The 12,786-nt window shown below is 70.3% G+C and carries 12 protein-coding genes; 10 read left to right on the top strand and 2 right to left on the bottom strand.

The annotated features are described in order from the left end of the window. Nucleotides 1-550, bottom strand: a 550-nt coding sequence (locus ACXJLU_RS30670) for a DUF6597 domain-containing transcriptional factor (RefSeq protein WP_457337551.1), incomplete at its 3' end; no start/stop codon positions are given. Between the two features lie 52 nt (nt 551-602). Here ACXJLU_RS30670 and ACXJLU_RS30665 point away from each other — a divergent pair. Next, entirely contained in the window at nt 603-1,106 is a 504-nt protein-coding gene (locus ACXJLU_RS30665; protein WP_457337550.1) for a BON domain-containing protein, read from the top strand. 4 nt (nt 1,107-1,110) lie between these two features. After that, entirely contained in the window at nt 1,111-3,453 is a 2,343-nt protein-coding gene (locus tag ACXJLU_RS30660; protein WP_457337549.1) for an ATP-dependent DNA helicase, read from the top strand. A gap of 7 nt (nt 3,454-3,460) precedes the next feature. Here ACXJLU_RS30660 and ACXJLU_RS30655 read toward each other — a convergent pair whose 3' ends face one another. Further along, nucleotides 3,461-3,712: a hypothetical protein gene (locus ACXJLU_RS30655; protein ID WP_047511645.1), complete on the bottom strand. Its 252-nt coding sequence runs from the start codon at nt 3,710-3,712 to the stop codon at nt 3,461-3,463. A gap of 162 nt (nt 3,713-3,874) precedes the next feature. On the opposite strand from ACXJLU_RS30655, the gene ACXJLU_RS30650 reads away from it, so the two are divergent. The 8 genes from ACXJLU_RS30650 to ACXJLU_RS30615 all read left to right on the top strand — a co-directional run. Continuing rightward, on the top strand, nt 3,875-4,795 hold the full coding sequence (locus ACXJLU_RS30650; RefSeq protein ID WP_457337548.1) for a MurR/RpiR family transcriptional regulator: 921 nt from the start codon (nt 3,875-3,877) through the stop codon (nt 4,793-4,795). Beyond that, nucleotides 4,792-5,799 carry an isoaspartyl peptidase/L-asparaginase family protein gene (locus ACXJLU_RS30645; protein WP_457337547.1) on the top strand — a complete coding sequence of 336 codons (1,008 nt, stop codon included), beginning with the start codon at nt 4,792-4,794 and terminating at the stop codon, nt 5,797-5,799. The genes ACXJLU_RS30650 and ACXJLU_RS30645 overlap by 4 nt, the downstream gene beginning before the upstream one ends. Further along, nucleotides 5,796-7,649, top strand: a complete 1,854-nt coding sequence (locus tag ACXJLU_RS30640) for a dipeptide ABC transporter ATP-binding protein (protein WP_457337546.1) — start codon at nt 5,796-5,798, stop codon at nt 7,647-7,649. The genes ACXJLU_RS30645 and ACXJLU_RS30640 overlap by 4 nt, the downstream gene beginning before the upstream one ends. Before the next feature lie 38 nt (nt 7,650-7,687). After that, a complete protein-coding gene (gsiB, locus tag ACXJLU_RS30635) occupies nt 7,688-9,226 on the top strand; it encodes a glutathione ABC transporter substrate-binding protein GsiB (RefSeq protein ID WP_457337545.1) in 1,539 nt (512 codons plus the stop codon). 41 nt (nt 9,227-9,267) lie between these two features. Continuing rightward, on the top strand, nt 9,268-10,188 hold the full coding sequence (gene gsiC / locus ACXJLU_RS30630; RefSeq protein ID WP_457337544.1) for a glutathione ABC transporter permease GsiC: 921 nt from the start codon (nt 9,268-9,270) through the stop codon (nt 10,186-10,188). Beyond that, nucleotides 10,185-11,081, top strand: a complete 897-nt coding sequence (gsiD, locus tag ACXJLU_RS30625) for a glutathione ABC transporter permease GsiD (protein WP_457337543.1) — start codon at nt 10,185-10,187, stop codon at nt 11,079-11,081. The genes gsiC and gsiD overlap by 4 nt, the downstream gene beginning before the upstream one ends. Beyond that, entirely contained in the window at nt 11,081-12,151 is a 1,071-nt protein-coding gene (locus ACXJLU_RS30620) for a P1 family peptidase (RefSeq protein WP_457337542.1), read from the top strand. The genes gsiD and ACXJLU_RS30620 overlap by 1 nt, the downstream gene beginning before the upstream one ends. 10 nt (nt 12,152-12,161) lie before the next feature. Further along, a partial coding sequence (locus ACXJLU_RS30615) for a M55 family metallopeptidase (RefSeq protein WP_457337541.1) occupies nt 12,162-12,786 on the top strand: 625 nt, incomplete at its 3' end.

Raw genomic sequence — 12,786 nt, 5'->3', positions numbered from 1 at the left:
GCCGTGGCTCGGCGATGGGCGCATGGCGCAGCCGCTGCAGCAGCGCCTGCTGCACGACCCGCACGCGGCTGGCGTCGTCTTCCAGGTCGGCCAGCGAAGACAAGGCCTCGGCATCGCCGCGCGGCCACAGGGCCTGCAACGGCAGCGCGAGCCCGGCGATCTCGCCGACCGGCACCCCGAGCAGCGCAGCCGCCGCACCGTGGCGCAGCGTGATCGCGAGCCCGGCCATGCGGCCCGACAAGCGCAGCACGGCCGGCGTCGTCGACGGGCCGATCGCGAGCAGGGTGCGCCGAGCATCCGGGCCCGCGGCCGGCGCATCGCCCCAGTGCACGACGAGGCGCACCGCGCCGTCGGGGATCACGCGTTCGACAACCTCGTGGCCGGGCGAGAAGGTCTCGCGGTACAGCAGCATCTGCGCGACGAAGGGCCGCAGCGCGGCGGGCAGCGGCAGCGTGCGCAGGCTGGCCGCGGGCGTGCCCGATTCCGGGCCCTGGACGGGATCCTCGTCGAGTCGAAGGAACAGGCGCTGGGCCACCGGGGACGCCTCCATCGCGCGATGCGCAAGGCGGCAGCATACGGGCAACAAGGCCTACGATCGCGGGATGGACCGCATCCTGATCGGCATGGCCGCCCTCCTGTTCGCCTCCGGCAGCCCCGCCCAGCCGGTCGACGCACAGCAGAACTGGTTCAACGACCCGTTCTTCCCGATCACTGCCGCGCTGCCCGACTGCCCGCTGCCGGCCGGCCCGTTCACCGACGAGGCCGACCGCCGCGTGCAAGCGCACCGCCGGCTCGAGAAAGGCACGACCTGCTGGCTCGCGAAGGAATGCGACCGCCCGAACGCCTATGCCTACGACGCCGACATCGCGTCGGCGATCCAGGCCGCCGTGCGCGAGCGCAACCCGTTCCCCGACACGACGCTGTGGGTCACCGTGCAGGGCCGCGTGGTCTACATCGAAGGCTGCGCGCGTGACGAGGCCGAAGCCGCCCGCATCGAAACCTTCGTGCGCGCGCTGCCGCACGTGCAGCAGGCGACCGCGATCCTGCGCACCGATCCAACGACCCGCCCACCCTACAAGACGAGGCCTGCGACACTCTCGCGCTGAGAACATGAGCGTCGGCTGCACACCCACCCCCACCTACACCATCGCCGTGCGCGAGCTGTGCGAGTTCACGGCCAAGCAGGGCGACCTCGACCTGCGCTTCACGCCCGGCCCGTCGGCGCAGGAAGGCATCGCCGGGCATGCGATGGTGGCGTCGCGCCGGGGCGGGCGCTACCAGGCCGAGGTCAGCCTGAGCGGCACGCATGGCGCGCTGCGGGTGCGCGGCCGCGCCGACGGCTACGACCCCGACCAGGGCCTCGTCGAAGAGATCAAGACGCACCGCGGCGACCTCGCGCGCCAGCCGGCCAACCACCGCCACCTGCACTGGGCGCAGGCGAAGATCTACGGCGCGCTGCTGTGCCAGAAGTTCGAGCTGCCCACGCTGCGCGTCGCGCTCGTCTACTACGACGTCGGCACGCAGCAGGAAACGGTGTTCAGCGAAGCCTGCAGCGCGACCGAGCTGCAGCAGTTCTTCGAGCAGCAGTGTGAGCGCTTCGTGGCCTGGGCCGACCAGGAACTCGCGCACCGCGGTGCCCGCGATGCGGCGTTGCAGGGCCTGCGCTTCCCGCACACCGAGTTCCGCGCCGGCCAGCGCCCGCTGGCCGAGGCGGTGTACCGCGCTGCCAGCACCGGCCGCTGCTTGCTCGCGCAGGCGCCCACCGGCATCGGCAAGACGGTCGGCACGCTGTTCCCGTTGCTGAAGGCCTGCCCGACGCAGCGCCTCGACAAGCTGTTCTACCTCGCGGCCAAGACGCCCGGCCGCGGCCTCGCGCTGGAGGCGCTGCGGTTGATCTCGGGCCGGGCCGACGCACCACCACTGCGCGTGCTGGAGCTGGTCGCGCGCGACAAGGCCTGCGAGCACCCCGACAAGGCCTGCCACGGCGACTCGTGCCCGCTGGCGCGCGGCTTCTACGACCGGCTGCCGGCGGCCCGCAGCGCGGCGCTCGCCGTCGACGGACCTCCTCTCGACCAGGCCCGCCTGCGCGAGGTGGCGCTGGCCCACCAGGTCTGCCCCTACTACCTGAGCCAGGAACTGGTGCGCTGGGCCGACGTGGTGGTCGGCGACTACAACTACTGGTTCGACCTCGGCGCGATGCTGCACGGCATGACGCTCGCGAACGAATGGCGGGTCGGCGTGCTGGTCGACGAGGCGCACAACCTGCTCGAACGTGGCCGCAAGATGTATTCGGCCGAGCTGCAGCAGGCCGACGTGGCCGCGCTGCGCAGCACCGCGCCGCCCGCGGTGAAGCCGGCGCTCGATCGCCTGCACCGCGCCTGGAGCGCACTGAACAAGGCGCAGGACGCGACGCAGCCGACCGATTTCGCGGTGCACGAGAAGCCGCCCGCGGCCTGGCGCGACGCGCTGCAGAACGCGATCGCGGCGCTGGGCGAGCACTTCGCCGACGGCCAGTCGCCGAACGACACGCCGCTGCTGCGCTTCTACTTCGATGCGCTGCACGTGATGCGCGTGCTGGAGCTGCTGGATGAGAACTCGCAGGTCGATGTGAGCATCACCGAACGCCGCGGCAGCCGCGTGCGCTCGACGCTGTGCCTGCGCAACCTGATCCCGGCGCCGCACCTGCGCGGGCGTTTCGCGGCGGCGCACACGACGACGCTGTTCTCGGCCACGCTGACGCCGCAGGGCTTCCACGAAGACACGCTGGGCTTGCCCGAGCGCACCGCATGGATCGATGTGGAGTCGCCGTTCGAGGCGCGGCAGTTGTCGGTGCGCATCGCGCGCCACATCTCGACGCGCTGGCAGCAGCGGGCTCAGTCGCTTGCGCCCATCGTCGAGCTGATCGCGCGGCAGTACGAGCGCGCACCCGGCAACTACATGGCGTTCTTCAGCAGCTTCGACTACCTGCAGCAGGTGTCCGAACTGCTGAAGGCCACGCACCCCGGCGTGCCGCAGTGGTCGCAATCGCGCGCAATGGACGAGGCCTCACGCCAGCAGTTCCTGGCGCGTTTCACCGAGCACGGGCAGGGCATCGGCTTCGCGGTGCTGGGCGGTGCGTTCGCCGAGGGCATCGACCTGCCGGGCCGGCGCCTGATCGGGGCCTTCGTCGCGACGCTCGGGCTGCCGCAGGTCAACCCGGTGAACGAATGCGTGCGCGAGCGGATGGAGCAGCGCTTCGGGGCGGGCTACGACTACGCGTACCTCTACCCCGGGCTGCAGAAGGTCGTGCAGGCCGCGGGCCGCGTGATCCGGACCACCAGCGACGAAGGCGTGGTGATCCTGATCGACGACCGCTTCGGCAAGCCGCAGGTGCGCGGCCTGTTGCCGGCGTGGTGGCACGTCGGCATCGAGCCCGCCGCGCCGCTGTTGCGCGACGCAGCCGAGGCTCACTGAACTCTTCTTATTGAACCGTTTCCTTGGCCGCGGCCTTGGCCTTCTTGGCATGGCTCTTGGCCTTGGCCTTGTGCACCTTCGCCTTGGTCTTGTGCACGGTGCTCGACGGCTCGTCGGTCACGGCGCCCTTGACGTTCTCGGTGCCTTGCTTGGCGGTCTCGGCGGTCGCCTTGGCGCCTTCCTTGACGGCGGTGCCGGCTTGCGCGAAGGCGGTGCCGGCCGCGAACAACAGGGCGAGGATGGATATGAGTTTCTTCATGGTCGTTCTCCTGGATGGGATGCTTATCATCGGCGCCCGCAGTGGCCGGCCAAGTCGGACGCGGTCGCCGCACCGTGTAGGACCGGCGGCAGTTCGTGGACCTCAGCCGCCGGGCCTGTAAGTTGCTTTACAGTCCGCGAAGTTTTCTGAAACCCAGTTTTCATGACCGTGACGTCTCCCACTGCCCGTTCCACCGCCTGGACAGGCCGCTTCGCCAGCCTGCCGGTGCTGCAGCAGGTGGCAGCCGGCATTCCGGCGATGCCCGCCGCGATGCAGCGCATGGGCCAGGCGGTGCTCGCGCACCCTTTCAGGGCGGCCACGCTCAACATCGATGAATTCGCCGGCGAGGTTGCGGTGTCGATCGCCACCGCCAACCGCTTTGCCCGCGCGCTGAACTTCGCCGGCTACCCGCAGTTCCGCGCCGAGCTGGCGCGCGGCTTCGAGGCCATCCTCGCGCCGGTCGAGAGCCTGCGCAGCAACCTGAAGCACGTCACCGGCCCGCAGCAGGCGATGGCGGCCTCGCTGCGCGAGACGGTGGCGAACCTCGAACACACGCTGCAGGCCTTGCAGCACCAGCCTTGCGAGCAGGCCGTCTCGCTGATCGCCGAGGCCGACCAGGTGCTGACGCTCGGCTGGGGCAGCAGTGCCTACCTGGCCGGCGTGCTGCAGCACGAGCTCGAGCCGCTGTGCTCGCGCGTCGGCAGCCTCGCGCAGGCGGGCGGGCCCTCGCATGCGGCGCGCCAGCTGGTCAAGCGCGGGCCGCGCGACCTGCTGATCGCGCTGGCCTTTCCGCGCTACGTCGAAGATACCGTCGCGCTGACGCGGCTGGCGCGCGAGCGCGGCGTCAAGGTGCTGGCGCTGACCGACGAGCCATCGTCGCCGCTGGTGCCGCTGGCCGACGTGACGCTCTATGCGCATGTCAGCCGCCAGGTCGCGCCGACCTCGAACGCCACCGTGCTCGCGCTGCTGGAAGCGTTGGTGGCGGCCCTCGCGCACCGCACCGAAGGCGCCGTGCAGCGCGCCGAAGAAATGGCCCGCGGCGTGCTGCCGTGGCTGCAGGTCACCCCGGGGAGCGCGCGATGAGTTTTTCCACGACGCCGGCGGTGATCGCGATCCATGGCGGTGCCGGCACCTTGTCGCGCGCGTCGATCTCGGTCGAACAGCAAGCGCGCTACCGCGCCGCGCTCGACGAGATCCTGCGCAGCGCACAGGCCTTGCTCGCCGACGGTGCAGCCGCGATCGACGTCGTCACCGAAGCGGTGCGCCAGCTCGAGGAATGCCCGCTGTTCAACGCCGGCCGCGGCGCGGTCTACACGGCCGACGCCCGCCACGAGCTCGATGCCTGCGTCATGCGCGGCAGCGACCTCGCGGCCGGTGCGGTGGCCGGGGTGCGCACGCTGCGCAACCCGATCCTCGCGGCGCGCGCGGTGATGGAGGCCGGGGAAGCCGGCGGCCCGGTGCTGCTGATCGGCGACGGCGCCGAGCGCTTCGCGGCCGAGCGCGGCTGCGAGACGGTCGCGCCCGAGTGGTTCGACACGCCGGAGCGGCTGGCGCAACTGCACGCGATGCAGGCCACCGACAGCACCGCGCTCGATCACGATGGCGCGAGCCAGCTGGCTCCCACGGTCCCCGCGCCGCTCGACGAGCGCGACAAGTTCGGCACCGTCGGCGCGGTCGCGCTCGATGCGCACGGCCACCTGGCGGCCGCCACCTCCACCGGCGGCATGACGAACAAGCGCCCCGGCCGCGTCGGCGATTCGCCGCTGATCGGTGCCGGCTGCTATGCCAACGACCGCACCGTCGCGGTGTCGTGCACCGGCGTCGGCGAGGCCTTCATGCGCGGGCTCGCGGCCTACGACGTGTCGGCGCTGGTCGAGTACGTCGGGCTGCCACTGCGCTTCGCAGCGAAGCGCGTCGTGATGGACAAGCTGCCGCCGCTCGGTGGCCGCGGCGGGCTGATCGCGGTCGACGCGCGCGGCAACGTCGCGTTGCCGTTCAACACCGAAGGCATGTACCGCGGCTGGGCACGCGTCGGCGAAGCACCGGTGTCTGCCATCTACGCCGACGAAGCCGGCCCCGAACAATGACCAGCACCCCACCGCGCCGCGTGCTCGACGTGCGCAACCTGAGCGTCAGCTTCGCCGTCGAAGGCGGGCGGCTGCAGGCGGTGCGCGCGCTCGATTTCCATGTCGACGCCGGCGAGACGCTCGCGATCGTCGGCGAATCCGGCTCGGGCAAGTCGGTGTCGTCGCTGGCGCTGATGCGGCTGGTCGAGCATGGCGGCGGCCGCATCGACAGTGGCGAGATGTGGCTGACGCGCCGCGACGGCGAGCGCGTCGACCTGGCGCAGGCCGATGCGCGCCGCATGCGTTCGCTGCGCGGCGCCGACCTCGCGATGGTCTTCCAGGAGCCGATGACCTCGCTGAACCCGGTGTTCACCGTCGGCCAGCAGGTGGCCGAATCGATCCGCCTGCACCAGGGCCGCACGCAGCGCGAGGCGATGGCCGAGGCGCTGCGCCTGTTCGACCTGGTGCGCATCCCGGAGGCGCGCGAGGTGCTGGGGCGGCACCCGCACCAGCTGTCGGGCGGCATGCGCCAGCGCGTGATGATCGCGATGGCGCTGGCCTGCCGGCCGACGCTGCTGATCGCCGACGAGCCGACCACCGCGCTCGACGTGACGATCCAGGCGCAGATCCTCGCGCTGATCCAGCAGCTGCAGCACGAGCTGTCGATGGGCGTGATCTTCATCACCCACGACATGGGCGTGGTCGCCGAGATCGCCGACCGCGTGCTGGTGATGCGCCGCGGCGACAAGATCGAAGACGGCGACTGCCGCGCGCTGTTCGCGCAGCCGCAGCAGCCGTACACCAAGGCGCTGCTGGCAGCGGTGCCGCAGCTCGGCGCGATGCATGGGCAGGACCTGCCGGCGCGCTTTGCATTGCCGGGCGATGAGGTGGTCGCGGCGACGCACCAGGTGACGATGCCCGACAGCGTGCGCGCCGACCTGCCGCCGGTGCTGTCGGTGCAGGGCCTCGTGACCCGCTTCCCGCTGCGCAGCGGCATCCTTGGCCGTGTGAAGCGCCAGGTGCATGCGGTCGAGCAGATCAGCTTCGAGCTGAAGGCCGGCGAGACGCTGGCCCTGGTCGGCGAATCGGGCTGCGGCAAGTCGACCACCGGCCGCTCGCTCGCGCGGCTGATCGCACCGCTGGCCGGCCGCGTCGAGGTGGCGGGGCGCGACATCGCGCCGCTCGAAGGCGCGGCCTTGCAGGCGCTGCGCCGCGACATCCAGTTCGTGTTCCAGGACCCGTACGCCTCGCTCGACCCGCGCCTGACCGTCGGCTACAGCGTGATCGAGCCGTTGCTGATCCACAAGCTGATGCCGCAGAAGCAGGCCGAAGAGCGCGTGCGCTGGCTGCTCGAGAAGGTGGGCCTGCCGGCCGAGGCGGCCAACCGCTACCCGCACGAGTTCTCCGGCGGCCAGCGCCAGCGCATCGCGATCGCGCGCGCGCTGGCGCTGAACCCGAAGGTGGTGATCGCCGACGAGGCGGTGTCGGCGCTCGATGTCTCGATCCGCGCGCAGATCGTCAACCTGATGCTCGACCTGCAGCAGGAGTTCGGCATGGCCTATTTGTTCATCTCGCACGACATGGCGGTGGTGGAGCGCATCAGCCACCGCGTCGCGGTGATGTACCTCGGGCAGATCGTCGAGATCGGCCCGCGCCGCGCGGTGTTCGAGAATCCGCAGCATGCCTACACCCGGCGCCTGATGGCCGCGGTGCCGGTGGCCGACCCGATGCGGCGCCGCCCGCGCGAGCTGCTGTCGGACGAGATCGCGAGTCCGGTGCGCGCCGTTGGCGATCTGCCGACCGTCGCCCCGCTGCAGCAGGTCGGGCCCGCTCATTTCGTGGCGCGACACCCGGTCGGCGCCGCCTTCTGATTTTTCTTGTTCCGTTCCTTCAAGCCAGGAGTCCATCGATGAACCGACAACAGCTCTCCCGAATCGCCGCCGCGCTGGCACTGGCCGGCACCGCGCTGGCCGTCCAGGCCGCGAAGGACATCACCGTCGCGGTCTACTCCACCTTCACCACCACCGACCCGTACGACGCCAACGACACGCTGTCGCAGGCGGTGGCCAAGTCGTTCTACCAGGGCCTGTACGGCTTCGACAAGGACATGAAGATGGTGCCGGTGCTGGCCGACAGCTACACCGCCAGCAAGGACGGCCTGGTCTACACCGTCAAGCTGAAGAGCGGCATCAAGTTCCATGACGGCACGCCGTTCAACGCCGACGCGGTGAAGGTCACCTTCGACCGCGTGACCAACCCCGACAACAAGCTCAAGCGCTACAACCTGTACAAGAACATCGTGAAGACCGAGGCGCTCGACGCCACCACGGTGCGCTTCACGTTGAAGGAGCCGTTCTCGCCCTTCATCAACACGCTGGCGCACCCGTCGGGCGTGATCATCTCGCCGGCGGCGCTGGCGCAGTACGGCAGCAAGGGCATCGCGCAACACCCGGTGGGCACCGGCCCGTTCAAGTTCGTCGAGTGGAAGGCCACCGACTACCTGAAGGTCGAGAAGTTCGACGGCTACTGGAAGAAGGGCTTCCCGAAGGTCGACAGCATCACCTGGCGGCCGGTGGTCGACAACAACACCCGTGCCGCGGTGATGCAGACCAACGAGGCGCACTTCGCGTTCCCGGTGCCGCCGGAAGCGGTCGAGACCTTGCAGAAGAAGCCGAGCCTGGAGGTGACGATCGCGCCGTCGATCATCCAGCGCTACCTGTCGTTCAACACGCAGCAGAAGCCGTTCGACAACCCGAAGGTGCGCGAGGCGATCAACTACGCGATCAACAAGGAGGCGCTGGTCAAGGTGGCCTTCTCGGGCTTCGCGATCCCCGCCGAGGGCGTGCTGCCGCAGGGCGTGGAGTACGCCGCCAAGCTGGGCCCGTGGCCCTACAACCCGGCCAAGGCGCGCGAGCTGCTGAAGGAGGCGGGTTACCCGAACGGCTTCGAGACCACGCTGTGGTCGGCCTACAACCACACGACGGCGCAGAAGGTGATCCAGTTCGTGCAGCAGCAGCTGGCCCAGGTGGGGATCAAGCTGCAGGTGCAGGCACTCGAGGCCGGCCAGCGCGTCGAGCGTGTCGAGAGCGCGCAGGACCCGGCGACCGCGCCGGTGCGCATCTACTACGTCGGCTGGTCGTCGTCGACCGGCGAGGCCGACTGGGCGATGCGCCCGCTGCTGTCGTCCGATTCGTTCCCGCCGAAGCTGTTCAACACCGCGTACTACAAGAACGCGGTGGTCGACAACGCGATCGCGAAGTCGCTGGTGACGACCGACAAGGCCGAGAAGGCGAAGCTCTACACCGAAGCGCAGAAGGAGATCTGGAAGGACGCACCGTGGGCGTTCCTGGTGACCGAGCGGCTGGTGTCGGTGCGGGCGCGCAACCTCGCCGGGTTCTATGTCATTCCCGACGGCAGCTTCAACTTCGACGATGTCGAACTGAAGTGATTCGTACCGCTGATTCCCGGATTGGCATCCGGGCTACTTGAATGCTTGTCTATCTCATCAAGCGCTTGCTGGGGCTGTTGCCGACGCTCTTGATCGTCGCGGTGCTGGTGTTCGCGTTCGTGCACCTGCTGCCGGGCGACCCGGCGCGGATGGCGGCGGGCGTCGATGCCGGCCCCGAGACGGTCGAGCTGGTGCGGCGCGACCTGGGCCTCGACCTGCCGCTGCAGCAGCAGTTCGTGCGCTTCTTCAGCCATGCGCTGCAGGGCGACTTCGGGCTGTCGATGCGCAGCAAGCGGCCGGTGTCCACCGAGATCGCCGAGCGCTTCGCGCCGACCTTTTTCCTGACCCTCGCGGCGATGGGCTGGTCGGTGCTGCTCGGGCTGGTGCTGGGCGTGGCCTCGGCCGTGTGGCGCAACCGCTGGCCCGACCGGGTGGGCATGACGCTCGCGATCTCGGGCATCTCGTTCCCGCCGTTCGCGCTCGGCATGGTGCTGATGCAGCTGTTCTCGGTGCAGCTCGGCTGGCTGCCGACGGTCGGCGCCGACAGCTGGCGCCACTACATCCTGCCGTCGCTGACGCTCGGCGCCGGCGTGGCCGCGGTGATGGCGCGCTTCACGCGCAGCTCGTTCATCGACATCCTGAAGGAAGACTACGTGCGCACCGCGCGCGCCAAGGGCCTGGGCGAGCTGCCGGTGGTGTTCAAGCACGGCTTGCGCAACGCGCTGATCCCGGTCGTCACGATGATGGGGCTGCAGTTCGGTTTCCTGCTGGGCGGCTCGATCGTCGTCGAGGTCGTCTTCAACTGGCCCGGCATGGGCCGGCTGCTGGTCGACGCGGTTGAGATGCGCGACTACCCGCTGATCCAGGGGCTGGTGCTGCTGTTCTCGCTCGAGTTCATCCTGATCAACCTGCTGGTCGACGTGCTGTACGCCGTGATCAACCCGACCATCCGATTCCAGTGAACACACCCACCCCCGTCTCTGCGCCCCCCGTCTCTGCCGGTGCGGTGCGCACGCCGGCCTCCGAGTTCTGGCGCAAGTTCAAGCGCCAGAAGGTCGCGCTGGTGGCCGGTGCTTTCGTGCTGCTGCTGGTGCTGGTGGCGGCGCTCGCGCCGTGGATCGTGCCCTTCGACGCCGAGAACTTCTTCGACTACGACGCGCTCAATTCCCCGCCGTCGGCGAAGCACTGGTTCGGCGTCGATTCGCTCGGGCGCGACATCTTCAGCCGCATCCTGATGGGCGCGCGCATCTCGCTGGCGGCCGGCTTCGTCTCGGTGGCGGTGGGCGCGGTGATCGGCACGCTGCTCGGGCTGCTGGCCGGCTACTACCAGGGCTGGTGGGACCGCATCGTGATGCGCATGGCCGACGTGCTGTTCGCGTTTCCCGGCATCCTGCTGGCGATCGGCATCGTCGCGATCCTCGGCAATGGCATGGTCAACGTGATCGTGGCGGTCGCGGTGTTCAGCGTGCCGGCCTTCGCGCGGCTGGTGCGCGGCAACGTGCTGTCGCTGAAGCACCAGACCTACATCGAGGCGGTGCGCTCGATCGGCGCGTCGGACCGGGTGATCATGCTGCGCCACCTGCTGCCTGGCACCGTGGCCTCGGTGGTCGTGTACCTGACGATGCGCATCGGCACCTCGATCATCACCGCGGCGAGCCTGTCGTTCCTCGGCCTGGGCGCGCAGCCGCCGACGCCGGAGTGGGGCGCGATGCTGAACGAAGCGCGTGCCGACATGCTGAACGCGCCGCACGTCGCGCTGTTCCCGAGCCTCGCGATCTTCGTCACCGTGCTGGCGTTCAACCTGCTGGGCGACGGCCTGCGCGACGCGCTGGATCCGAAGCTGGACAAGTTCTGATGGTGTTGAGCTCGCTCGGCGCACCGCGCGTGGGCCTGCTGCCCGCCGGGGCGCTCGATGCGATCACCGATGTGCCCGGCGTCGCGCTCGGCCATTGCACGCTGGCCGACGGCGCCACGCAGACCGGCGCCACCGTGCTGCTGCCGCAGCCGGGCAACCTCTTCCTGCACAAGCTGCCGGCCGGGCTTGCGGTGATCAACGGCTTCGGCAAGAGCGCCGGGCTGATGCAGGTGCAGGAGCTGGGCACCCTCGAATCGCCGATCGCGCTGGTCAGCACGCTGGCGGTGGGCACCGCGGCGACGGCGCTGGTGCGCGATGGGCTGGCGCACAACCCCGAGCTGGCGCGCAGCCTGCCGACGCTGAACCCGCTGGTCTTCGAATGCAACGACGGCTGGCTGAACGATGCGCACGTGATGGCGCTGCAGGAGTCGCACGTGGCGCAGGCGCTGGCTGCGGCGCGCGAGGCAGGGCAAGGCAACTTCGCGCAGGGCAGCGTCGGCGCGGGGCGTGGCATGTCGTGCCATGGGCTGAAGGGTGGCATCGGCAGTGCGTCGCGCCGTGTCGCGTGGCAGGGGCGCGAGCTGACCGTGGGTGCGCTGGTGCTCGCGAACCAGGGCCGGCCCGAGGCGCTGACGATCGCCGGGCGGCGCATCGGGGCGGCGTTGCAGGCGCGCTTGCAAGCTGAGGCCGGACCGGAGCGCGGCTCGATCGTCGTGCTGCTGGCCACGGATGCGCCTCTCGATGCAAGGCAGCTGGGCCGCGTCGCGCGGCGCGCCGCGGCGGGGCTCGCGCGCACCGGTTCCGACTACGGACACGGCAGCGGCGACATCGCGCTTGCGTTCAGCACCGCATGGCGCGTGCCGCAGCTCGCGGACGAGCCGATGCCGGCTGTCGCGATGCTGCACGAGGCCGCGCTCGACGGCGTGTTCCAGGCCGCGGCCGAAGCCACCGAGCAGGCGATCGTGCATGCGCTGTTCGCGGCCACCACGGTCACCGGCCGCGACGGCCGCACGCGCCATGCGCTGACCGATGTCGCGCCTGACTGGCAGGCGCTGATGATGAATGCATGAGAGAGCAATGATGAAGACCCCGACGATCCTGGTGGCCGTGGACATCGAAGGCGTGGCCGGCGTGTGGCGGCCCGAGCAGACGCAGGCCGGCAACGGCGACTACGAGCGCGCCCGGCGCTGGATGACGCAGGAGGCCGATGCCGCGGTGCGCGGTGCTTTTGCGGGCGGTGCCGGCACGGTGCTGGTCAACGATTCGCACGGCCATTTCGGCAACCTGCTGGCCGACGAGATCGACCCGCGGGCGCAGCTGATCCAGGGCAAGCCGCGGCAGCTCGGGATGATGGCCGGCGTCGACCAAGGGGTGGACGGCGTGCTGATGATCGGCTGGCATTCGCGCGCGAAGAGCCGCGGCGTGCTGGCCCACACCACGAGCAGCTTCGCGTTCGCGCGCGTGTGGCTCGGCGGGTTGGAGCTTGGCGAGATCGGCCTCTATGCGGCGCTGGCTGGCGAGTTCGGCGTGCCGGTGCTGATGGCGAGCGGCTGCGACGTGATGGCGGCCGAGGCGGCGGCGCTGCTGCCGGGCGTGGCCTGCACCGTCGTCAAGTGGTCCGAAGGCGCGCGCAGCGGGCGCTCGTTGTCGCCGGCGCAGTCGCGCGCGGCGATCGAGGCGGCTTCGCGCGACGCCGTGCAGGCCG

Source organism: Rhizobacter sp. P5_C2, from assembly GCF_054049715.1.
This window is presented reverse-complemented; position numbering and strand designations above follow the sequence as displayed.